This window comes from Pseudomonas fluorescens (assembly GCF_001623525.1).
In the GTDB taxonomy this organism is placed as follows: domain Bacteria; phylum Pseudomonadota; class Gammaproteobacteria; order Pseudomonadales; family Pseudomonadaceae; genus Aquipseudomonas; species Aquipseudomonas fluorescens_Q.
Window position 1 is genome coordinate 2,203,981 of the sequence record NZ_CP015225.1, and the last position, 21,835, is coordinate 2,225,815.

Genomic DNA, 21,835 nt, shown 5'->3' on the forward strand with positions numbered 1-21,835 from the left:
GAGGCAGACTTACAGGAAGTCTGCACATCAACCCTGGCTCACTGGAATCCTGACCACCAGCCCATCCCACTCCTCGCACATCTTCAATTGGCAGCCCAGGCGGCTGCTCTCATTGACCTCGAAGGCGCCTTCCAGCATGAAGGTTTCGTCGCTGCTGCGCGCCGGCAACAGTGACTGCCAGGCGGGATCGACATACACATGGCAGGTTGCACAGCTGCAGGCCCCACCGCATTCGCCGTCGATGCCCGGCACCAGATTGTCGACGGCGATCTGCATCAGCGAGCGGCCTGTCTCGGCCTCAACGCTGTGCACCACATCAGAATGTTCGATAAAAATGATTTTCGGCATAGTTCTACTTCCTACTGTTCTGGCAACGGCGTCAGAGCGCTGCGGCAAGTAACGACTTGAGGTCAATACTTTCGTCCGCCAGCACTTGTGGATCGACTTGAACCCGCTCGGCAACCAGACGCTTGCCAACCATGAAGTCCTGCGGCCGGTTGACCGCGTCGACGGACAACACCACCCCCTTGCGCAGGTAAAAGGCGCAAAAGGATTCAGCAGCCATATCACCCCGCAGCACCAGTTGGTCGTAGCCCTGGGACAGGCCGACCATCTGCAGCTTGAGATCAAACTGGTCGGACCAGAACCAGGGTACGGCGATGTGTGGCAGGTTCTTGCCACAGATCGTATGAGCGGCCGTGCGCGCCTGCTCCTGGGCACTCGGCACCGATTCGATGCGGATGAGACAGCCGAGGAAACCGTTGACGTGTCGGGCGCAGTCGCCAACCGCCAGGATGTCTGGATCAAGGGTCTGCGCGTAAGAGTCGACGACGATGCCGTTGTCGATCTCCAGACCGGCGTCACGGGCCAGTTGGTCATTGGGCAAGATTCCGATGCCGACGATGATCAAGTCGACCGGCAACTCACTGCCGTCGCTTAGCTGCACCGACTCCACTCGCTCGGCACCCTGGAATACCTGCACGCTGGTTTCCGTGCGCACATCCACGCCCCGGCGGCGATGAACGCCCTCGTAGAACGCGGAAATCTCCGGAGCCGCGACCCGTGCCAGCACCCGTGGCGCCGCCTCCAGGACGGTGACCTGCAGGCCGTTCTTGATCCCGACCGAGGCGGCCTCCAGACCGATGTAACCGCCGCCGATCACCAGCAGACGCTTGCCCGCGACGAAGTCCGGCTGCAACCGTTCGATATCCGCCAGGTTACGAATGTAATGGACATTGGGTTTCTGCGCAGCCGGCTCCTCCAGGCGACGCGGCCTTCCGCCGGTAGCCAGCACCAGCTTGTCATAGGCCTGAGTCCGGCCATCACTGAGCGTGACGGTCCGCCGCTCGCGGTCGATGGCGCAGACCTGCACGCCGGTCCAGCACGCCACCTGCAACTTGTCGTACGCGGCCGCACTGCGAATCAGCAACGACTCGCGGCTCGCCTCGCCGGAAAGGTAGGTCTTGGACAACGGCGGGCGCCGATAAGGAAGCTCGGGCTCATCGCCGATCAGGATAATCCGGCCGGGATAGCCGTTCTGACGCAGCGTAGCCACCAGTTCGGCACCTGCATGACCGGCGCCGACAATGACGGCAGTTTCGTTCTGTGGATACATGGGGCGGCTCTCTTCGAGATGACTATGGCTTGCATTTTTCAGTCATGCTCGCCCGCTGCCGGAAGCCGCACATCGTCGTTTGCGACGAACTCGTGGCGGCTCCCTTACCTGCCATCCAGGGGTCAGAAACGGGCTCACTCCTGGTTGATCGAGCCGCTTGAAGAACGGGGGCTGCCCGGCGCAGGAAGGGGCTTCAGGCAGCAACTGCATGACGCACTGGTAGCGGCCCCAGCACGCCTCCCAGGCCTCGTAACCGACATTGATGACCCGCCCTTACCCGCCGCCGTGCAGCCCCAGCATCTGCGCCAATCCATACTGCTCATGGAAGACGAACTCAGATTAGGAAAGACAGGGTGAAAAGGGCCTTGTCGTTGTTAACCAAGACCACTTTCTTGCGCGCCATGCGCAGGCTGCCTTCTTCTCGACGCAGCAGGTATTCGTTGCGGGTGCACCACACGGTGTCGGCGCGCAGATTGGACTCGAAGACCATGGCATTAGCTGCCACCCGAATCTCGTCACCACTGGCCTCGATGATCTCGACGTTGGACAGCACCCGCCCCAGGCGCGAGCGCGGAGACTGAGTGTGGCGCTTGCCAGTATGGAACTGCTTGATCCGCAGGGCGATGCGCGAGCGGTTGTCATAGATAATCGACATCTGCGTTTCCGGGTCGATGTCATCGCCGTTGGCCGGCACCCAGTACACACCGTCGGTGGTCCATAGAGCCTCCCAGTCGTCGTACTCGTGAGTATCCTGCAGACGGGCTTCGCGGTAGAGGAACTGGCTAACTTCGACGATCAGGTTTTTTTCCGGGATAACTGCACTGCCCATTTATTGCGCCTCCATCAGGGAGCGGTAGTGGCTCCAGATGCCACGGGTGGTCACTTCGTCGGTAGCGTCACCGATCAGGAAGCCGTCAGCATCGCGGCGCTCACGCGCCAGGCCGCGGCCGAGGTAGTTCCACTCCGGATTGCGGCTGCGAACCCCACGTTGGGTGCGCTCGTACATTTCCGAGTCGTCGGCGAGCAGGAAACCAGCCGGCCCGACCGAGCCCATTGTCTGCTGGCGCAGTCGCCGATTGAGATCGGGCGCGCCCTTGAACTGCAGCGCGGTGACGTGTTGCACGGTCTCGTCGACCGCCAGCGGTTGGATCACGAAAATCTGGATTTCGGCGATGAACAGGTTGGGGAAGATCATGATGTGTGGCGTGCCATCGATCATGATTTCGTTGGCGCGCTCGGTGCCATATGCTTCACGCATCTTGCTCACGTACTCGGGCAGGCGTGCTTCGGTGGTGCCAAACCAGCCCATGGGCTGGCCGATGCGGCGGAACTCTGGTCGCAGGTCGATCTCGGTGTGGCCACCGCCCATGTCCCGGGCCACGGCAGTGGAGTCAGCACTGTACAGATCGCCGATACCGCTGGAGGCGACATCAAAGATCGAGGCATGAACGAACTGAGGGTGGTAACCGTCGGTCTCGTTCTCGACGATGAACTTCCAGTTAGACTTGGCCTTGTGCTGCAGGAAGCCGGCAGTGATTTCCACCTCCCCCTCGGGCGACGTCACCACCAGCGCATCAAGCGCGCCACGGGCAGCCCCCAGGTGCTCCTCCAGCGTCGGCCCCTCCACGGCCATGCTGCCGAACACAAAGCCCTGGTAAATGCCGATGCGCGCCACCTTGCCCAAGCCCAGAGTGCTTCGGTCGGTGCCTTCGTAGCCGGCCGCGAACGGATAACCGCGCAAGGTACCGGTATTGGAGAAGGTCCAACCGTGATAGGGGCAGGTAAATGATCTGCGATTACCCGCATGCTCCAGGCACACCTGGTTGCCTCGATGCGGACAACGGTTGAGTAGCAGATGGATCTGCCCCTCCCCGTCGCGGGTCATGATCACCGGCTGAGGGCCGATCGACTTGACCACGAAATCGTTGAGTTTGGGAACCTCGCTGACATGGCCAACGTAAACCCAGGTGCGGTACCAGATCCGTTCCAACTCGAGCTGGAAGAGCTCTTCGTCGGTGTAGACCGAACCATGCACGCGGTCATGCTGGACCAGGTCATCCCAGTTACGGGTGGGAATTAATGTCGTCATCGCGAACCTCTGAAGGGGAGTGAAGACTCGATAGCCGGCACTGTATCGATGCCCCCGAAAACCCAGATCGTCGCTTTCGACGAATTCCCCCAACACCCGCACCAGACAGTCCAGTCGCCGCCGACTAACTGCTCAACTGAACGCCCCTTTTCTTAACCCTTCACTACGACTCACGCTCCTGCATTCGCCCAGAAAACCAAAGAGCGCCAGGGTCGAGCACACCGCATTCCCGCTCGTCGGATTCGACGATTTTCAACCACCTGCCGAAACCGGCAAGCAGGCGAAATCACTTTTTTATTCAGATAGATAGCAGCAGATTAGCGGTCCTCAAAGATTAACAATGTTATTTTTACACAGTTAACAATACTGAAAAATGCTGTTAATTTGGCCCCACACCCCACTGAACACGATAATCCATGGCCCGCCCAGTCTACTCAGCCGATGAAACCGAGAACCTCCGCCAGACCCTGGTGCGCGGAGCCCTGGAGCTGTACTTGGAAGAAGGTATGGACAACGTCACCCTGCGTCGGATTGCCAAGCGGGTGGGACTGAGTCACACCGTCGGCTACCGCTACTTCGCCAATAAGGAAGCCCTGGTCGCCGAGATGCGTCGCGCATGCCTTTTGGAGCTAAAGGCCGCCGCAATGCCGGCCAACGATGACGAAAGAGATCCGATCGAACGCATCCGCTCGACCCTTCGGGAGTTACTGGCGTTTGGCAGCAGCCAACCAGCCAAGTACCGGCTCATTTTTTCTGACACTCAGCCGGATCTCACCGAATACCCACCGCTGCTGACAGAACGCTGGGAGTTTTTCGCCTCGTGCGTCGATCTGGTACAGACCGCCATTGACCAGAAACGCCTGCATGGCAATGCCCTGTTACTTACCCACGGTCTATGGAGCCTGCTGCACGGGATGCTCTCGCTGCACACGGCTAACCAGCTGGTGCATGGCCTGTCTCTGCGCGAAATGGCATGGCCGCTGATCGACAGTTTTCTGCACGCAGGCGATATCGCCCCCCCAACAAAAAACCCGCAGCCACCGACTAGCCAGTCGTCGCATAGCTGATGTAGAGGAGAAGACCTGTGACTATCAATGCCCTGGCTCGCTTTACCGTCCCCCTGGAAAAGCGCGCGGCCCTCGAAAAATTGTGCCGTGTCCCCGGCGCATCCCCCATGGTGCTTGGCCTGCTGATCGCCTCCACCGGCGGCGTGATTGTTGCCGACATCCTGGCCGTGCTCGGCTACTTCAACCTAGGCTGGACCTGCCTGCTCAATACCTTCCTGATGTACTGGCAGTTCACTGTGGCCCATGACTCGATTCACCGTTCGGCGGCGAAGAATCAGAAGCTCAACGACCTGTTTGGCCATATCGGCATGGCCACCTTCGCACCGCAGATCAGCTTGGGAATTTTCCGTTGGGCGCACATCCAGCATCACCGTTTCACCAATGGCCCGAAAGATCCCGACAACTGGATGCACGGCCCCTGGTGGAGCCTGCCGGCGCGCTGGTCCCTGTTGGAAATCGGCTATCTGCTATTCATCATGAAGAACCGGGATCCGATCGCCATGCGCCACCTGCGCGGCACACTGCTCAATGCGGCGATCACCGTGGCCATAGTCGCGGCGTTGACCTACCTGGGTTACGGCATGCATGTGCTGCTGTTGTGGTTCATCCCCTCGCGCCTGGTCTTCATCTTGGTGGGCTGCGTGTTCTTCTGGCTGCCCCATGTCAAGGACGACGTGGAATCCGAGCAGGACTTGACCCTGGCTACTTCCATGCGCCTGGGCCACGAGTGGTTGCTGACGCCGCTGTGTCAGTACCACAACTACCACCTGATTCATCACCTGTTCCCGACCATGCCCGCGTATCAGCATGTGAAGGCCTGGCAGCTGCTGGAGCCGGAGCTACGACAGCGCAACCTGCAGATTCAGCATGGTTTCGCCATTCAACCCGTCATCCATCTGTCCACCTGAAGAGGAGCCCGACCATGAAACGTTGGCAATGCAGTTTCTGCTCACACATTTACGATGAGCGTCTTGGTGATCCGGACAACGGCATCCCTCCCGGCACCCCGCTGGAAGACCTCCCTGACGACTGGATGTGCCCGGACTGCGGAGCCGGCAAGGCGGACTACTTCGAGATTGTATGACTCATCATCGCCCGGGCCACGTTGGCCCGGTGTACCTGCACAAATGCGTTGAATGAGACTCCCCTACGCCCTCCAAGCTGCCCAGAAGCATCCGCCAGAAGCCAAGGAGCGTCATATGCGCAATCTCTCCGTGCGTGCAAAGCTGTACTTCCTGATGTTCTGCTTCATCACCAGCCTCGCCGTCGTAGGAACCGCCAGCCGGCTCGGTATCCACAATGCCGGCCACAGCATGGAAGAGGTCAGCGGCGCGCTAAGTGCCGTTGATGCCTTGGCATCTCTGCGTCACGCGCGACTGATCTCCATCGCCGCCATGCAGGAGGGCGCCAGTTGGCGCCCCGAGGCGTTCGACTCGATGAGCGACAAGAGCGACGCCCTGGCCGAGGCCCACGACCTGTTCAACGATATCCTCACGCGCCACCGCGAAGCCTTGACGCAGGCCGAGCTGGCGTTCAAAGCCTACGATACCCAGACCAAAAGCAGTGAAGAGCTGGCCCTGTGGCAGGAATTCAGCGCGCTGCGGAACGAATTCCAGAGCGCCGACCAAGTGCAGACCGAAATCTGCGAGGCCCTCGCTCAAGCGAAGAGCTGGGACGACGTACATATTCGCTCGTTGGAGCTGGTAACTAACACCCTACCCTGGGCAGCGGCGATCCACGCCTCCAGTGAGCCGCTGGAGAAGCTGCTCAAGCTTGGAGTCACCGATGCCGCGCAGGCGCAGGCTGGCGGCGAGTCGGTAATCGCCACCGCCAACAGACTGATCGCCAGCGTACTAGGGGCCACCATGCTGATCCTCGGTATTCTCGCCGCCCTGATCGTACGCAGCGTGGTCAATCCGCTGCATCAGCTGCGCTCAACCTTTGAACAGGTGCGCAGCAGCAACGATTTTTCCCTCCGTGCACTTAACCATGGCCGCGACGAGGTGGCGCAAGCCGCCAGCGCATTCAACGCCTTGCTCGAACGGGTGCAGACCGCCTTGCTCGAAGTGATGGTCGGCGCCAATCGCATCGACCAAACGGCCCAACAGACCAGCACCATGGCTAAACAGGTGGCCAAGAGTTCGGTGCAGCAGAACGAAGCAGCCACAGACATCGCCAGCGCTATCGAACAGATGAGCGCGTCCATCGGCCAGATCAATGCCAGTACCCGCGATGCTCACGCCCGAGCCCAGGATGCTGCGGGCGCCGCCGGTTGCGGCGCGCAGGCAATCAGCCGCACAGCAGAGGAAACCGACCAGGTGACGCGCCAGGTCGGCCGAGCGAGCGAGACTATCAGCGCACTGGGCAACGAAACGGATCGCATCACCACCATCGTCGAGGTGATCAAGGCGGTTGCCGAACAGACCAACCTGCTCGCCCTTAACGCCGCCATCGAAGCAGCAAGGGCCGGCGAGCAGGGCCGTGGCTTCGCCGTGGTAGCCGACGAGGTACGCCAGTTGGCCGAGCGCACGCGCACTTCGGCCGAGGAGATCCGCGATATGGTCAGTTCCATGCAGGCCTCCGCCCGCCAGGCCGTCGCGGAAATGGCCATAGTGACCAGCCGCACTCGCGAAAGCCAGGCGCTATCGGAAAACGCGGCGGCCAGCATGAACGAGATCCTGCAGAGCGCCAGCTTGGTATCGGAGGGAATCAGCGCGGTTTCCCAGGCACTGATCGAGCAGGACCGTACCACCCAGATAATCGCCCAACGGATCGAGGCGGTGGCGCAGATGAGCCAGGAAAATTGCAGCACCGGCGAGCACGCCGCGGCGGTCTCCCGCAGTTTGGACGGCGCCGCTGCTGACCTGCGCCAGGCCATTAATCAGTTCAAGGTCTGACCCCATTAATTCGTCGATTTCGACGACGTCGGGTGGACGTCAGGGGGAGAAGATAATACCTAAATAACAGTGTTCGCGATTCATCGCTCAGGGAATGCCTGAAGAAGACTTACCGAATCTAGTGAAATGCGCCGACCTCGTTGCCTGGACTTTTTGACGATGCAGACCGTCTTCCGACCGACGAAAGTTTCGCGAAACTATATTCGCCCAGACAGGCCGCATACTGAATTTCATGACACAAATACAACAAGCGCATAGCCATCGGAGAAAAAACATGAAATCCATATATAACATCCCCCCAACGCCCCCACTTCACAAGTTGGCGCTGGTGCGGCTGGGCAGGTTACCTATACTGCATTATCATCCTTATAGCCTGGGCTGGAGTTGCGGGCTTTTTACCGCCTCCCGCACAGAGCCTTAGCGTAGATGAAACCCATCAATACTATATTGACAACAGCCTCCGCATCCGAATCGGCATGTTAATGATACTTCTATCCACCCCCCCTCTATTACATATGGGGCAGTGCAGTTTCTAGAACCATGCAATATGTCGAAGGCCCGAATGGCACGCTTTCCCTCATACAATTAATGGGGGCTTTCGGCACTGTAGTGGCGACCTGGGCCTCATGCGTAGGCTGGGAGGCATCCGCCTATGACCCCGAACTGAAGACAGCACAAGACATAAAATTGCTGGCCGATTACTCTTGGTTGTGGTTTGACACCACAGTCATGGTATCCGTCACCCAGTTTGTTTCATTTGGCTGCCTGTGCCTAATTGATAAAAACCCAAGACCGCTATTCCCCAAATGGCTGGGATGGTTCTCGATTGCCATGGGCCTATCCTTCCTTATGGCGGTATTAATTCCGTTCTTCCGGACAGGCCCATTCGCGTGGAACGGTCTTCTTTGCTACTACGTTGGCCTGTTTGATTTCTTTATATGGATCATCATCGCCACTCACTATGTACTGAAAGCCATTAAGCGAATCGAGCAGGATTCTATTGGCATCGTTTGACTGCAATTGTTTACCGAGCACCATTGATTCCCTGCAAAAACTGATAGAGCGACCGTCCTATTGCACACTCGCGGGCGTGCAATTGGGCTTCAAACTTCCATAACAGAGCGATTTGAAATGGTTGCCAGCATTGAGAAAGTAAAAAACAGACAGTCCAACTACCCGCTCGGAGCACTACACAGCTCTCGCCCAGAGCAACATGAAACCATTCCTACTCGAACAGAAAACAAGCACGCCCCTGGCGAGGAAGGAGTCTTCATCCTTGTCCTGATGGACATGATGTTATTTATGATTATTTTCTGCTCTTACTTTTATGAAAGAGCCAAAAATCCTGATAGCTTCATTCAATCTCAATCGTCGTTATCCGTAAATGCGGGAATTTTCAACACGCTCATTCTCTTAACCAGCTCATGGTTTATCGTATTGGCCATACGTAGCCTGTCCAAGCTGAACCGGCGCACCTGCATGGTGTTTATTCTCCTGACTCTAGCGTGCAGCTTGGCTTTCACGATTTCAAAGTTCCTAGAGTACAAAGAAAAACTGTCTACCGGCATAACCATGCTCACCAACGACTTCTTCATGTTTTACTACATGATTACCGGCCTGCATTTTATGCATGTACTCATTGGATCAATTATTCTAATCGTCATGTTTTTTCGCATTAAAAATGGCTCATCGGGCGTTCACGGACTTGAAAGCTCCGCCACCTTCTGGCACATGGTGGATTTACTGTGGATTATAATTTTTCCCCTGCTCTACATCATGAGATAGCAAGATGACTTACTCATTCCCATCTCGCGAAACTTTTGTCTGGCTGCTTCTGATAATGGCCACGCTAGCGACTTTTTATTTCTCGGGCAGCACGCTTGGCAGTGCGATCACCAGTAGTGAGAGCCGCTTGATCATGATCACCATTGCCGCATTTAAATGCAGGCTAGTCATGCGGGAATTCATGCAGATCAAGAACATGGCACTGCCATGGAAATTAGCATTTGATGGCTGGCTGCTTCTTGTTTCCACAATCATATTTATTGGACTCGGACTAAGCCAAGATTGAACACTTCACTTCTAACAACCCAGTAAAAAAATGCAATCCAAAGCGTTTATTTATACGCCTCACCGACCCAACCGATCACGCACAAATTGAAGAGGCAACATGAAACCGATCATTCGCAACCCTGCAGAGTTTACCCCAGCCTGGTTAACGGACACCCTTACCAAGGCCGGTGCGCTTACAAAAGGACATGTTTCCAATCTTACGGTGGAGACCGTTGGCACAGGGCAATTGGGCTCCGTCGTACGCCTGACGCCTACTTATGAGGGAGCCGATGAATTTGCCCCCAATACCATTATTGCCAAACTGGCTTCCGTAAGTGAGACCAGTCGTCAAACGGGCGTTGCCATGGGAGTGTATGAAGCCGAAGTACGCTTTTATCAGCAAATCAGTCGCACCGTTGAAATCAGAACGCCACGCTGCTGGTTCGCAGAGTTCGACCCGACCGAAGGCTGGTTCACTTTGCTGTTCGAGGATCTTGGTACCTACAGTGTGGGCAATGTCATTGAAGGAGGAACCGTCGAGCAAGCACGTCTCGCGCTACAACAACTTATCAGGTTACAGGAACCGCGCTGGAACGACCCATCGCTCCTGGATCTACCTTGGCTCGCCGACCAGAGACGTACCGTGGGCTTGTTCTCTCTCTTCCCTGGTGTCTTGGGTGGGTTTTCCAAAACCTTCGCGCCCCTCATCGACCCCGAGCTGATTCGCCTGGCGGAGCGCGTGGTGCCTCGCTCAGTCGAATACATTAGTAGGTTGGACGGCCCCCGAGTCATACAGCATGGTGATTACAGGCTCGACAATATGCTCTTCGGTCACGATAGCGAGCATTCGCCATTGATAGTTGTTGACTGGCAGACGGTGCGCTTAGGGTCGCCAATGGTCGACGCCGCGTTTTATCTCGGAGCCGGCCTCTCCACGAAACTCCGCCAGCGCCATGAGCAAGAGTTAATCCGTGACTATCACGAACAGCTGCTTGCCATGGGAGTAAGGGACTTTTCTTGGCAAGCCTGTTGGGATGGCTATCGCCTGCATGCCCTGTATGGCTTTTTCATGGCGGTGGGTACTTCCATGCTAGTTCAACAGAATGAGCGCGGCTTAGCGATGTACAAAACTTCGCTGGAGCGTCACGGCGCGCATGTTCTCGAGCTGAATGCCGAAGCACTCTTCAACTAAAACAGAAGTGAGCATCCGTCGAGAACTGCGTCATACGTCCGGACAGGCAGCACTCTTTAGCAAGGCGCTGCGCTGAAAATATGATAATAATCAGGAGTGGACATGAACAAGGTAGGTAATAAGTCTTCAACGGCAGCATTTTCTCTCGGACCGGAACACGACCTCCGTCATAAATTAGGTAACGAATCCCATGCGCGCGAGTCGCTGGTTTTCATGTTGCAGCTTGCCGAGGAAAACATCGCCGCTTTCATTTACACCTGGGTGAGCGGGGACAATAAAGCAGGCGCCGCCTTGAGCGTTTACGGTTCCGGCGTGGGCAAAGAGCCCATATTTGAGATTTGCGACGGTATTCTTGTACCCAGTGATATGGATTTTGACGATTGGCACGTGGGTGATGTCCGAGTCCGCCATCGCTTACCGCTTGAGACTGCGGAAGTTCACTACTCCGGCCAGAAAGCCAGTATCGAATACCAGTTCGAAGCGATGCACCCAGCCTACAACTACGGCTCTAGCCCGGAAGGATGTCCAACCTGGATGGCGACAGACCGTTTTGAGCAAAGTGGGCGCGTAAAGGGCGTGCTTCGCCTTGGCGAGCGCACGATTCCCTTCGAGACGTTTGGTCATCGTGACCACTCGTGGGGGACGCGTGATTGGGGGCAAGTGCAGCAGTCGAAGTGGCTCGAAGCTCAGGCGGGCCCCGATGTGGCCTTGAATGTCTTTCAGTACATGGCTGTCGGCCGCACTGGTTTCATGGGATACATCCAGAAAGAGGGACGCATTGAGCAGGTGACGGACATACGGGTCGACTTCACGCTAGACCCAATGTTTTATCACACCGAGATGGCGTTTGTTATCGAAGATGCAGCCGGACGCGTCACCACTGTGCGTACCAAGCTATTTGCCTTGTTTGAGTTCGAAGTCAGCCCCCTGTACACCCTTAACGAGGGTTCGATGGTTGTGGAGATTGATGGTGAACCAGGTGTAGGTCACGTCGAAATGGGGTGGTCGAAGGCTTATCTTGATTATCTGCGTCAAAGCGAAAGCTAAGAACCAGAGCGGTAAATAGAGTTTTTGCACGTAACTGCAGGATCACCCAACAAAGGGATGCTTACCAACACTGGATAGTGAGTTTTCATGGGTAGTTAGCAGATACCGTGTCAACACACCTGTGTTGGCACCGCATATTTTCGAACTATCAGCAAACAATCCAGCGCTGTTACACCAAATCGTCGTAACCGACGATTGGCCACGCAGCGGAGATGGCTAGCTTTCGTGGTATCGACTAGATGCAGTCTCACTCGCGTAACCAGACCCCATGTTCGACGCCTACCGACCCCACCGGATGAACGACGAACTCGATCCCTGCGCAACCTTACTCGCCGCTTCGGGACGAAGCAGGTTGTGCCGTACCAGGAGCGCTGGTGCGAGCTGGGCGCAACCGACCGAGCGGGTGACTGTTCGACAATTGCTGCCTTACCCGCCGCAGCTGTTCGGGACGTGGAAAAGCGAGCGCCAATAATCGGGCCGACCTACACCTAAACCAACGAACTCCTCGAGAAATTGATCGGACAAACTCTATGATGCTTTCGCCAACACAAGAAAAACTGACTATTCGCCATAAAAAAGGACCTCTCGCGATGACGACCGAACGCTCGGCAAGTTACCGAATCCTGCATCTGTGCAACTACTCTGTTCTGATCGTCGCGCTTGGTGGACTACTTGGGTTTGCTGTATTCGCGGGCTTCTGGCCACCGCCTCCGGCCTACCTCAACGCAAGCGAAATCAGCAGCTATTTCCGAGAAAATAGTTTCGGTATCCGAGTGGGCATGATGGTCATGTTCGTCTGTATGCCCTTCTACCTGACCTGGACTGCGGTCATGGCCAAAATCATGGAACGCATCCTGACGGACTCCATGAGCGTTCTCTCGCAGGTGGTACGCACTAGCGGCGTAGCTGCCATGTTGACCTTGATGCTGCCTGCACTCTACTGGATGACCGCCGCCTTTCGGCCCGACAGCCGCTCCGATGGGGAGATCCAGATGCTCTACGACCTAGGCTGGTTCATGTTCGATCCACCCTTTGTGATCTTTGCGATCGAGTGGTGCGCCATTGGCATCTGCATGCTGATGGACAAGCGGGAGCAGCCCCTATTCCCATCCTGGATCGCCTGGTTGGGTTTCTTCACCTGCGCAACTTTCATCTCGGTCCTACTGATTCCTTTCCTGACCACCGGCATTTTTGCATGGCACGGCCTGATCACCTTCTGGCTCGTGTTCGTGACGTTCTTCATCTACCTCTTTTGCCTTGTGCCGTTGACCCGGAAGGCTTTGCTGCGACTCGAAGCGGAAGATCGGGGGAAGAATTGAAGTTAATTCCGTCACGGCAGCGTGTTACCGCCAGGCCCCTCTTGCCCCCCACGTGCACGCCACAAGTCCGTCGCCTGCCGGGTTTGGAAGGTATCTGGGTATTCGTCGGCCTGGACATGATGATCTTCGCGCTGCTGTTCGGCTCATTCATGGTCGAGCGTCTAAAGAATCCCGACACCTTCGAGGCTTCACGTCAGGCTCTAAACCTCCACTTTGGAGGAGGCAACACGCTGATCTTACTGACCAGTTCCTGGTGCATGGTTCGCGCCGTCCAGGCGGCGCGCCGGCGCACCGCGGTCGGCCCGTGGCTGGCGGCCGCCCTCGCCGGCGGCATCGCGTTTGGCATTTCGAAAGTCGTTGAATACATGGGGAAGATTCAGGCCGGCTACACCATGCTGACCAACGACTTCTTCATGTTCTATTTCGCGCTGACCGGCATCCACCTCCTGCATGTCGTCGCTGGCTGCGTAGCGCTTGCCGTATTTTGGGCACACGCTCGGGCGGGGACATACGCCAGAGACAGCAGCCTGGCAGGTATCGAGAGCATGGGAATCTACTGGCACATGGTCGATTTGCTTTGGATCATCCTTTTCCCGCTACTTTATCTCATGAGGTAATACATGGACCGCGCACAACGATGGGTGACCAGCGTGTGGTTGTTGCTGAGCATCGCGACGATCTTCACGACCTGGGGCTTGTCGAAAGACGGCGTCACCGCAGCGACCGCCACGATCGCGACGATATTGATTGCCGCCTGGAAGGTGCGTATGGTCCTGCTCCATTTCATGGAGCTGGACCATGCCCCCTTGGGGGTGCGGTTCTTGTTCGAGAGCTGGACGGTGCTGGTGGCCGTCGTCATCCTCACTCCCTATTTCCTTGCTCCGCTGTTGTCGTGACGCGCGCCAATGCCCGCAAGGCTGGACAGCGGTGCCGGGGCGGACAGCCTGCGCGGTCGACTCGAACGAAATTGCCACCACCTGCCAGGAGGCCAAACAGCCAGTCAACCTGCTGTCCCGGGACGGACTGCCCTCCCCCGAAGAATTGAAGCGCCTGGGCGTTAGACGACTCAGTGCGAGTTCAAGAGTTGTCGACCTCTCACACCACCGTACATACGGTTCCGTATACGGAGGTTCAGATTATGCGGATAAACCGTTAATCGTATCCAGTATCGAGACCAGCCCGAATTGACTCCACTGTTTCTTCGGCAGCGCCTGATTCATATGTAACGCTCCCGAGTTCCACCATGGGCCACGGCCATTGAACGCTGACTGACTTGTAAGCCCGTTCTTCCTTGAGCCCCAAGCGCATCAGGTGACGCGCCCTCGTAGAGGGCCGCTTCCATCGGCGCCAGATGACACAACGAAGTTTGTTCCGCACCCAGCCGTCAGTTTCCTCAACTGACCGCTTGACCTGACTTAGCTTGAAATAGCCTGACCAGCCACGTAGTGACCCGATCAAAGAATCTCTCCAGATCAAGTTCCACGCACCAACGCATGACCCGCCGCCACATGGGCATGGGCTGTTTCGATGACTTGATGAGCGCTTAACCGTCACGCCATCGGCACCCGGTGCGCCCTTGTTGCTGGCCACACGTTGATACGCACGCCTGAGGTTGGCGGGTGCAAGCACCCGTTCCATCAGCATGTCCGACTCCGCGTTCGTCCACGTCGCAGACGCCGTCGATGCCTGCGCACTGCCAGCCGCAAGCCCCGGACTCCGTCTGGGACTAGCGGTTGCTGCCCTCTTGAGGAGAAATTTCTGCTTGTGTGACATTCGACGAGACTCTGACGCCTACTGGCGGCAATAACCTGTTCGGCCCTTGGTGGCGTAGGTGACCGCCACTTCCTATTGCACGTTCATTCCGTCGCCTCTGGCATGGAAGCCTTTCGTGCTGACCTAGGTGACTTCGGCGGCAATTTGCATGCCGTTTGACATGCATGAGCGCGTCAATCACAAGAGCGGCCGTCGGAAGCTCCAGGGCTGGGTAGCAGCCTCAAAAGTGTATGCAGCGCTGAACACCGCCAAGTCATCGTAGGCCGGCCCGATAATTTGAAGGCCCGTTGGGATTGAGGTGGTCTGATCTACCCCAGACGGGACGCTGAAGACTGGATACTGGCTGAGAAGATTGAAGGGGGTCGTCAGCAACCATCCTACATAGGGCCTATCGATCGCTTTGCCATTTATTAGCAGAGGGTCCGCGTCGTGGCGATCTGCTGGGATCTGGGTCGTTGCCGTAGTTGGTGCGATAAGAAGGTCATAACCCGACATCGCAGCCACAAGCGCCTGATGCATCTCATGCTTCGTTTGATTGGTACGATAAAAGCGCCTGAGGTCGAGATGGCTTCCCTGTTCCATGAGTTCCACAACGAAAGGATCGAGGTCATTCCGAAATTCGGGCAGCAGGTCGCCGCACTGAGCCCATAGTAGGGCCTGCCATTTGATAAGCCAGGCGTCCTCTACGGATGCCCGTTCCCAAGGCAGTTGAATCTCCTCCACGATACAGCCAAGACCGCGAAAAACTTCCGCCGCCGCTAAGGTGTTTTCACGAACCTCTTTAGAGACCTCATAAAACCCAAGATTCATCGACAACGCGATCCGCCTTCCGCGAAGGCTTTCGCCAAACGTGGGTAGAACGACTTGATCCGGCAACGAGTAGAGATCTTTTGGGTGCTGACCCGACATAACGTTCTGCATCAGAGCGCAATCTGCGACCGATCTAGCCAAAGGACCGTAGTGCATCAGGGTCTCCCCGGGCGAGAGAGTGTCCACAGGATTTCGTCCGAAGGGTGGCTTGTATCCAAACAGCCCTCCAAGAGCCGCTGGAACTCGAATTGAACCGCCACCATCAGTACCGTCGGCCAAGGTTGTCATTCCCGCAGCGAGAGCCGATCCGGCGCCGCCGCTGGAGCCTCCGCTGCTATATTCAGGGTTCCAGGCGTTACGTGTCACACCCCACAACGGACTCTTGGTTATCGCGGAATGACCAAACTCAGACATCGTGGTGCGACAATGGACGATGGCCCCGGCATCTATTAGACGCTCGACGGTCGGAGCCGATTCATCCGGGATGAAATCCGCGAAGGCCTTCGAGCCAACGGTCATGATCTCGCCCTTGATCGGATTGCCATCCTTTATTGCGCAGGTGACGCCTTCGAGCGGCCGAGTCGCTACGCCACGCATGTAGAGGCCCTCCGCAACTTGAGCCTCTTTGAGCGCGCGATCAAAATGAGTGTAGGTTATGGCGTTAAGTTTCGAATTCACGGCTTCGATGCGCGCAATTTGAGCGCGCAAGACGTCGACTGGGGATAGCGTTTTCGCTTTAAATTGCGCCACGGCCTCCGTGGCAGTGAGATAGCAAAGATCAAGTTCCGACTTAGACATCATATACCCTTCTGGAGAATTTGAGAAAGTTCTACTCGAGCCGACGGCTTTAGACCCGCAAACTAGTCAACAAGATACGCCGACGCCTTAAAAGCTTTTACTCGCACCGACAACAAACCTAGCAGAGCAAACATCCTTGTAAAATATATACGACTGACATTGCGCTTCAGATAGGTCGGTATCGATATAGCTCAAAGACCACTTCACCCCCACGAAATCGTGCGAGAGTTTCGCTTCCCATTCACGATAAGAATCTGAACCTTTCCCGTCGTTGGAAACAAGAACCGGGTCTTTAAAATCTGCCCGCCCGTAACGTACATCTAACGCAGTATCATAAGGTAGCGCAACCTTATAACCTACGAACTCATACAACGCTGATTGATCACCAAAGTTATCGGTAGAATAGCTGGCACCCAACACAAAATCATATGCTGTAAGCACTGCATATGTTTCACTAAGATTCAACAGCGAACTTTTATCATACGTATATTTAATATACCCCAAATCAAGACCAACCTTATCTGAAGGCTGCCATAGGTAACCCGCTATATAATCTACCTCTTGACGTGCATCTAACCCACCCCCAAAGTCAACATTGGAAGTCCACAGCCCAGCGTATAGCCCGCTAGAATGTGCAATGGTTGCGGAAGCCTGGATAGCGGGGTTACGCTGAGTTTGCGATATTCCTCGTGAGCTATACTCCGAGAACGCTCCGACATTGAGCAACAGCGACCAATTTTCATTAAGTTCCACAGCATGAGCGGAAACAACAGGAACAGTAACACCTACTACCAGCACAAGTCTCGCAAATCGCATATCAGCCTCTCTTTGATTTTATTTACATTGGGGCAGTTTCTAAACAGCGAAGGGCGTTCCCGCAGACGATACACGAGATTTTTATTGTAAAATTCTTATCGCTGAGCTTTTATAACGCTCTTTATCTCTTGAAAGGACGCAAGCCCATAAGGGCCTAACTCCCTACCCTGACTACTTTCCTTATAGCCTCCCCATGACAATCTGGGGCTAACTATTTGTGGCGCATTAACAGTAATAAAGCCGGCTTCTAGGTTATTTACAACCCTTTCAGCGCGTTCGCCGGATTCGGTTACTATCGTAGCAGCTAGGCCGTACACTGAAGAGTTAGCTAAAGCGATAGCTTCTTCTTCTGAATGGAAGACCATAAAACATAGAACAGGGCCAAATACTTCCTGATTCCATATCTCACATTCAGGCGAGAAAATTTCTATGAGGGTGGGTTCAAAGAAAAACCCACGCGCACCAACTCCCGGGGGCCTTTTGCCTCCCGCCATAATGTTTGCGTTTGAATCAGTTCTTGCTTGATTGACCATAGCCAAAACACGATCATAATGTAGTTTCGAAATCAAAGGTCCCATCGTTGTTTCGCCAGAGCGCGGACTACCCACTACGACCTCAGCGATCTTGCCTAGCAACAGTTCGACAAACTTATCTCGTATACTCTCCGAAATGAGCAGGCGAGATGTGGCGGAGCAGACCTGGCCAGCATTATAAAAAATCCCCGCAACCACTAGATCCAAGGCAACATCGATATCAGCGTCTTCAAACACTATTATTGGAGATTTCCCACCTAATTCAAGACTGACGTTCTTCACAGATCTGGCCGTCTGCGTCAATATTGATTTTCCAACCGAGCCGCTGCCGGTAAAAGAAACCTTACGGACACGGGGGTCTGATATTAGCTTCGTACCAACCACTTCCCCCAATCCTGGTACAAAGTTCACCACCCCAGGAGGAAATCCAACTTCAGCCATAATATCTGCCAACGCCAATTCAGCTAATGGCGTGTATTCAGACGGTTTGACCACCGCCGTACAACCCGCAGCAAGCGCAGCAGCAAGCTTCCATGAAGTGGTGACCATTGGAAAATTCCAAGGCACGATCAAAGCAGCGACACCTACAGGCTCTGCAAGCACTTCAGCGTAAAAGCCTTCCACCTTCAAATCGACGCCACATCGATCTGGATGTGAATGAAGTAGCTCCGCGTAAAATTCAAAAGTTTCCGCAACGGCGACGACATCAATTTCAGCTTCATAATACGGTTTTCCGCTACTTTCCATCTGCAACGCTATCAACGCGTCGCGATAGTCTCTCACTTTGTACGCTACTGACAAAAGGAGAGCAGATCTTTGCTCGGCGGAAGTGCGCCTCCAAAAAGGAAAAGCCTTTGAAGCAGCTTCAACAGCACTATCAGCGTCTTGCTCACTAGCAAGGGCTATGGTAGCAACAACGTCCTCTGTGGCCGGGTTGATTACATCCCAACGCTGTCCGCCGCCAAACTTCCACTTCCCATCAATATAAAGTTGGTTTCGCATTGGCTTACTTACCCCATGAGGATGCCGACGAATCCCGTCAGCGTCCCTGCTTAATTCCAGTGCTTTTGAATCAAACGTGCGGCGCGACGACCACTCGCACATGCGCCTCCGGTATGCGAATGAGCCAGATAATCGCCTGCGAAATATATAGACCGTGGGGCAGCTTCGTACGTCTCGATAAAGGCAGCAACTTTTTTGGCGTATCCTGGATACCAAAGAGGCAACATCTGAGGAATCCATTGTTCAATAACTTCAACGGTGTCCTCATCAACAGCTGGATACATATCCTTGGCAAACTGGTGGACATACTGCTTAAGGTTACCTGTCCCACCCTCTGCAACAGCTCGATCTCGCTGTTGAGGTGTCAGTTCAAGATACAGGTGAGGTGGCTGGCGGTGGCCTTCGGGAACATGCTCATCTTCAGGAATTTGCGCATAGAAAACGACGGGGGACGGATGCTTGCGGGTGTACCATTGCAGCTTTTGCTCCAAAGGCTTACTCAGCACATAATAAACAATGCCGCACTCGTTGTATTTCACACTCTCGAAGAATGCTTTTTCCTCGTTATTTAGAGTCGATACTAATGCACTGGCTCGATCCGCAGGTGCCGCAAATACCACGATATCAGCTTGAAGAATATGTGTCCCATCGTTGTTCTCGATCTGGACGTCACACCCAGCACCTTGCTTCTCAACGATGCTGAGGACTTTTGTCTGGTACTTAACGTCAACGTGCTTCGCCAACTCGCGCGTTAACGAGCCGATACCATATTTAAATGTATGGGTCTTCGCAGTAGGCAAATGCCCCATCATGGTCAGCAGGTAAGCCTTGGAAAACTCTTCCGGCTCCCAATTCCATGGCGCGCGAAATAAGGGTTCAATATAATTTTCGAGAAAATCAACAACGCCCTTATCAGTCAAATATTCCGCAACGGACTCAGTATCGAACTCCGCAGCAGTATGCATAAAACAAGGATCAGTTTTCAAACCACTACGAATGATATCTGGCAGTAATTTAGCCAGCTTAAGCTTTGTTGCAGTACCAAAGGCAGGGTGCGTCAACATGTTACTCACACTGAAATGGTACTGGATATCGTAGACTTTTTGCCCATTATCAACACGCGTAGCATCACGCGTCCATGACACCAATTGATCTTTCATTCCGAGTTCATTGACGAGCCCCATCATATCTTTAAAGTTGTCCCAGATAATGGTGGCTCCCGAATGAACATTAAGGCCTTTCATGTCAACATCGGCCATACGACCACCGGCTGTCGCCGTCGACTCAAGCACAGTAACTTTGTGACCAGCCTTGGTCAGGTCATAAGCAGCGCTAAGGCCGGAGATACCCGAGCCCACCACAATAATATTTTTAGTCATTACAAAGTCTCTCTACACGCCTATATAAACTAGCGAATCGGGTATCAGAAAGGGAAACCCAGCACCTTTACAAAATTGAGCCATAAACGGCGCCATCCACCTTTCTCATCTACTTTACTTAGAGCGGCGAATGTGATTTTTGCGCCAATCCAACGGAAAGGCTCCGGAGGTATATATCCGGAAGGCTCTATGGCGATAGCCAGCTTATAAATCGGGTCGGGATTATTGGTGAGTATCCCCAGCCCCATTGATGCGCCAAATCGACTTCCTGCGACACCAAACCCGGTGTACCCACCCGCATATACAACTTTCCCAGAAAAATATTTTCTGAAGAAAACCGAAAAACGCATCGAATAATCAATAGGCCCACCCCATGCGTGACTGAATCTAACGTCCTTTAAGCTCGGAAATGTTGTATAAAACGCCTCAGCCAGGCTGTAGTAAGTATCAGCTCTGGCATCACATTTAGGAGCCGTATCACCGTTAAAATGATAGCTAACACTACCACCAAAAATAACTCGATTATCTGCTGTTAGTCGCATGTAGTTGAGCTGCGTCCGAGTATCATAAATACCCTGACGATTGGCCCAACCTATACGCGCTAGCTGTTCCTGTGAAAGAGGCTCGGTAGCCAGTACATGGTCGCGAACAGCAATAATTCTGCGCTTAATATCACGCTGCCCAGCGTGCCACGCATTCGTAGCCAGGAAAACCTTAGGAGCTGATATCTTCCCTCCTTCAGTACGAACCAGCATTCCATCTGCTAGTTCAGATAACTCAGTCATCTTGGAGTTTTCATGCACCCTTACGCCTAATTTGATCGCCGCAGCCTTGAGCCCCCAAGCCAGCTTGGCAGGATTAATGATACCACTGCGTTTTTGCGACCACATACCGGCTACAAACATAGGCGATTTGAGTTGTTTCCTTGTCTGCTCTGCGTCAAGAAACTGTACCTCATGCCCATGTTTTAGATGCAGTTCATATTCTTCTTTTAAGTCAGCTACATGCTCCGGCTTTACGGCAATGGTCATCTCACCATTCCACTCGACATCGGCGTCAATCCCATAATCCGCCAACGCTTTCTTGAATCCGTCAAGATTCTCCATACCCAGTCTTTCAAGGATATCGATGTCGTCGGGAAAGACTCGATCTTCGTTCGCCAAACCGTGCATAACTGACGTGGAAATGATTCCACCTGGGCGCCCAGATGCTCCATGTGCTACTCGCCCAGCCTCCAAAACTATAATCGACCAAGTGGGATTCGCTTCCTTTGCGAGAATGGCCGTCCACAAGCCAGTAAACCCGCCCCCGATGACCACCAGATCCGCTTCTTGAGAGCCACTGAATGCTGGCGAAGCGCTCGGAGCGTCCGGGCTATCGAGCCAAAAAGGCATGAACTTTGTGAACGAAAAAGATTGCTCAACAATCGACTTCATAATTTCTCCA

The 21,835-nt window shown here is 54.7% G+C and carries 21 protein-coding genes and 2 pseudogenes; 13 read left to right on the top strand and 10 right to left on the bottom strand.

The features are described 5' to 3' along the window. Positions 1–27: 27 nt before the first annotated feature. From TK06_RS09315 to TK06_RS09330, 4 genes are all read right to left on the bottom strand, one after another. Positions 28–348, bottom strand: a complete 321-nt coding sequence (locus TK06_RS09315; protein ID WP_063321850.1) for a 2Fe-2S iron-sulfur cluster-binding protein — start codon at positions 346–348, stop codon at positions 28–30. Positions 349–379: 31 nt separating this feature from the next. Further along, the gene (locus TK06_RS09320) at positions 380–1,615 is read right to left on the bottom strand and encodes an NAD(P)/FAD-dependent oxidoreductase (RefSeq protein WP_063321851.1); all 1,236 of its coding nucleotides are present in this window, start codon (positions 1,613–1,615) and stop codon (positions 380–382) included. A 334-nt stretch (positions 1,616–1,949) separates the two neighbouring features. Then, positions 1,950–2,444, bottom strand: a complete 495-nt coding sequence (locus tag TK06_RS09325; RefSeq protein WP_063321852.1) for an aromatic-ring-hydroxylating dioxygenase subunit beta — start codon at positions 2,442–2,444, stop codon at positions 1,950–1,952. After that, positions 2,445–3,704 (bottom strand): aromatic ring-hydroxylating oxygenase subunit alpha, encoded by a 1,260-nt coding sequence (locus tag TK06_RS09330; protein WP_063321853.1) that lies wholly within the window; start codon positions 3,702–3,704, stop codon positions 2,445–2,447. Positions 3,705–4,120: 416 nt separating this feature from the next. Between TK06_RS09330 and TK06_RS09335 the strand changes: the two genes are divergently transcribed. The 13 genes and pseudogenes from TK06_RS09335 (at position 4,121) to TK06_RS09390 (ending at position 14,174) form a co-directional block, all read left to right on the top strand. Then, the gene (locus TK06_RS09335; protein ID WP_063321854.1) at positions 4,121–4,771 is read left to right on the top strand and encodes a TetR/AcrR family transcriptional regulator; all 651 of its coding nucleotides are present in this window, start codon (positions 4,121–4,123) and stop codon (positions 4,769–4,771) included. A gap of 17 nt (positions 4,772–4,788) precedes the next feature. Then, positions 4,789–5,679, top strand: a complete 891-nt coding sequence (locus TK06_RS09340; protein WP_063321855.1) for a fatty acid desaturase — start codon at positions 4,789–4,791, stop codon at positions 5,677–5,679. Positions 5,680–5,693: 14 nt separating this feature from the next. Next, positions 5,694–5,855 (top strand): rubredoxin, encoded by a 162-nt coding sequence (locus TK06_RS09345; protein WP_063321856.1) that lies wholly within the window; start codon positions 5,694–5,696, stop codon positions 5,853–5,855. 115 nt (positions 5,856–5,970) lie between these two features. Next, positions 5,971–6,810, top strand: a pseudogene (locus TK06_RS33425) (HAMP domain-containing protein); the annotation flags it as partial. 78 nt (positions 6,811–6,888) lie between these two features. Continuing rightward, entirely contained in the window at positions 6,889–7,668 is a 780-nt protein-coding gene (locus TK06_RS33430) for a methyl-accepting chemotaxis protein (protein ID WP_409077379.1), read from the top strand. 540 nt (positions 7,669–8,208) lie between these two features. Then, positions 8,209–8,682, top strand: a complete 474-nt coding sequence (locus TK06_RS09355) for a hypothetical protein (protein WP_063321858.1) — start codon at positions 8,209–8,211, stop codon at positions 8,680–8,682. 117 nt (positions 8,683–8,799) lie between these two features. After that, complete coding sequence (locus TK06_RS09360) at positions 8,800–9,453, top strand: cytochrome c oxidase subunit 3 family protein (RefSeq protein WP_063321859.1); 654 nt, start codon at positions 8,800–8,802, stop codon at positions 9,451–9,453. 4 nt (positions 9,454–9,457) lie between these two features. Further along, entirely contained in the window at positions 9,458–9,739 is a 282-nt protein-coding gene (locus tag TK06_RS09365) for a cytochrome C oxidase subunit IV family protein (protein WP_063321860.1), read from the top strand. Positions 9,740–9,838: 99 nt separating this feature from the next. Further along, positions 9,839–10,912 carry a phosphotransferase gene (locus TK06_RS09370; protein WP_063321861.1) on the top strand — a complete coding sequence of 358 codons (1,074 nt, stop codon included), beginning with the start codon at positions 9,839–9,841 and terminating at the stop codon, positions 10,910–10,912. A gap of 102 nt (positions 10,913–11,014) precedes the next feature. Further along, positions 11,015–11,959, top strand: coding sequence for a DUF7064 domain-containing protein (locus TK06_RS09375; protein WP_063321862.1), 945 nt, complete (start codon positions 11,015–11,017; stop codon positions 11,957–11,959). 590 nt (positions 11,960–12,549) lie between these two features. Further along, entirely contained in the window at positions 12,550–13,278 is a 729-nt protein-coding gene (locus tag TK06_RS32575; RefSeq protein ID WP_063321863.1) for a hypothetical protein, read from the top strand. A gap of 83 nt (positions 13,279–13,361) precedes the next feature. Further along, entirely contained in the window at positions 13,362–13,895 is a 534-nt protein-coding gene (locus tag TK06_RS09385; RefSeq protein ID WP_161951736.1) for a cytochrome c oxidase subunit 3, read from the top strand. A gap of 3 nt (positions 13,896–13,898) precedes the next feature. Further along, positions 13,899–14,174: a cytochrome C oxidase subunit IV family protein gene (locus TK06_RS09390; RefSeq protein WP_063321865.1), complete on the top strand. Its 276-nt coding sequence runs from the start codon at positions 13,899–13,901 to the stop codon at positions 14,172–14,174. Positions 14,175–14,414: 240 nt separating this feature from the next. On the opposite strand, the pseudogene TK06_RS30715 reads toward TK06_RS09390, so the two are convergent. From TK06_RS30715 to TK06_RS09410, 6 genes and pseudogenes are all read right to left on the bottom strand, one after another. Then, positions 14,415–15,082: pseudogene (locus tag TK06_RS30715) on the bottom strand (group II intron maturase-specific domain-containing protein). Positions 15,083–15,228: 146 nt separating this feature from the next. After that, on the bottom strand, positions 15,229–16,659 hold the full coding sequence (locus TK06_RS09395; RefSeq protein ID WP_161951737.1) for an amidase: 1,431 nt from the start codon (positions 16,657–16,659) through the stop codon (positions 15,229–15,231). Positions 16,660–16,746: 87 nt separating this feature from the next. Next, a complete protein-coding gene (locus tag TK06_RS30720; RefSeq protein ID WP_086936614.1) occupies positions 16,747–17,475 on the bottom strand; it encodes a TorF family putative porin in 729 nt (242 codons plus the stop codon). A gap of 95 nt (positions 17,476–17,570) precedes the next feature. Further along, entirely contained in the window at positions 17,571–19,010 is a 1,440-nt protein-coding gene (locus tag TK06_RS09400; protein WP_063321867.1) for an aldehyde dehydrogenase family protein, read from the bottom strand. A gap of 50 nt (positions 19,011–19,060) precedes the next feature. Then, the gene (locus tag TK06_RS09405; protein ID WP_063321868.1) at positions 19,061–20,389 is read right to left on the bottom strand and encodes a protoporphyrinogen/coproporphyrinogen oxidase; all 1,329 of its coding nucleotides are present in this window, start codon (positions 20,387–20,389) and stop codon (positions 19,061–19,063) included. A 44-nt stretch (positions 20,390–20,433) separates the two neighbouring features. Continuing rightward, on the bottom strand, positions 20,434–21,825 hold the full coding sequence (locus tag TK06_RS09410) for an NAD(P)/FAD-dependent oxidoreductase (RefSeq protein WP_063321869.1): 1,392 nt from the start codon (positions 21,823–21,825) through the stop codon (positions 20,434–20,436). Positions 21,826–21,835 lie beyond the last annotated feature (10 nt).

Excerpts from the sequence above, each read along its gene's own strand:
- TK06_RS09315 (WP_063321850.1), bottom strand. The coding sequence starts at position 348 with ATGCCGAAAATCATTTTTATCGAACATTCTGATGTGGTGCACAGCGTT.
- TK06_RS09355 (WP_063321858.1), top strand. The coding sequence starts at position 8,209 with ATGCAATATGTCGAAGGCCCGAATGGCACGCTTTCCCTCATACAATTA.
- TK06_RS30720 (WP_086936614.1), bottom strand. The coding sequence starts at position 17,475 with ATGCGATTTGCGAGACTTGTGCTGGTAGTAGGTGTTACTGTTCCTGTT.
- TK06_RS09325 (WP_063321852.1), bottom strand. The coding sequence starts at position 2,444 with ATGGGCAGTGCAGTTATCCCGGAAAAAAACCTGATCGTCGAAGTTAGC.
- TK06_RS09410 (WP_063321869.1), bottom strand. The coding sequence starts at position 21,825 with ATGAAGTCGATTGTTGAGCAATCTTTTTCGTTCACAAAGTTCATGCCT.
- TK06_RS09390 (WP_063321865.1), top strand. The coding sequence starts at position 13,899 with ATGGACCGCGCACAACGATGGGTGACCAGCGTGTGGTTGTTGCTGAGC.
- TK06_RS33430 (WP_409077379.1), top strand. The coding sequence starts at position 6,889 with ATGGCTAAACAGGTGGCCAAGAGTTCGGTGCAGCAGAACGAAGCAGCC.
- TK06_RS09400 (WP_063321867.1), bottom strand. The coding sequence starts at position 19,010 with ATGCGAAACCAACTTTATATTGATGGGAAGTGGAAGTTTGGCGGCGGA.
- TK06_RS09405 (WP_063321868.1), bottom strand. The coding sequence starts at position 20,389 with ATGACTAAAAATATTATTGTGGTGGGCTCGGGTATCTCCGGCCTTAGC.
- TK06_RS09395 (WP_161951737.1), bottom strand. The coding sequence starts at position 16,659 with ATGTCTAAGTCGGAACTTGATCTTTGCTATCTCACTGCCACGGAGGCC.
- TK06_RS09375 (WP_063321862.1), top strand. The coding sequence starts at position 11,015 with ATGAACAAGGTAGGTAATAAGTCTTCAACGGCAGCATTTTCTCTCGGA.
- TK06_RS09330 (WP_063321853.1), bottom strand. The coding sequence starts at position 3,704 with ATGACGACATTAATTCCCACCCGTAACTGGGATGACCTGGTCCAGCAT.
- TK06_RS09365 (WP_063321860.1), top strand. The coding sequence starts at position 9,458 with ATGACTTACTCATTCCCATCTCGCGAAACTTTTGTCTGGCTGCTTCTG.
- TK06_RS32575 (WP_063321863.1), top strand. The coding sequence starts at position 12,550 with ATGACGACCGAACGCTCGGCAAGTTACCGAATCCTGCATCTGTGCAAC.
- TK06_RS09360 (WP_063321859.1), top strand. The coding sequence starts at position 8,800 with ATGGTTGCCAGCATTGAGAAAGTAAAAAACAGACAGTCCAACTACCCG.
- TK06_RS09370 (WP_063321861.1), top strand. The coding sequence starts at position 9,839 with ATGAAACCGATCATTCGCAACCCTGCAGAGTTTACCCCAGCCTGGTTA.
- TK06_RS09335 (WP_063321854.1), top strand. The coding sequence starts at position 4,121 with ATGGCCCGCCCAGTCTACTCAGCCGATGAAACCGAGAACCTCCGCCAG.
- TK06_RS09345 (WP_063321856.1), top strand. The coding sequence starts at position 5,694 with ATGAAACGTTGGCAATGCAGTTTCTGCTCACACATTTACGATGAGCGT.
- TK06_RS09320 (WP_063321851.1), bottom strand. The coding sequence starts at position 1,615 with ATGTATCCACAGAACGAAACTGCCGTCATTGTCGGCGCCGGTCATGCA.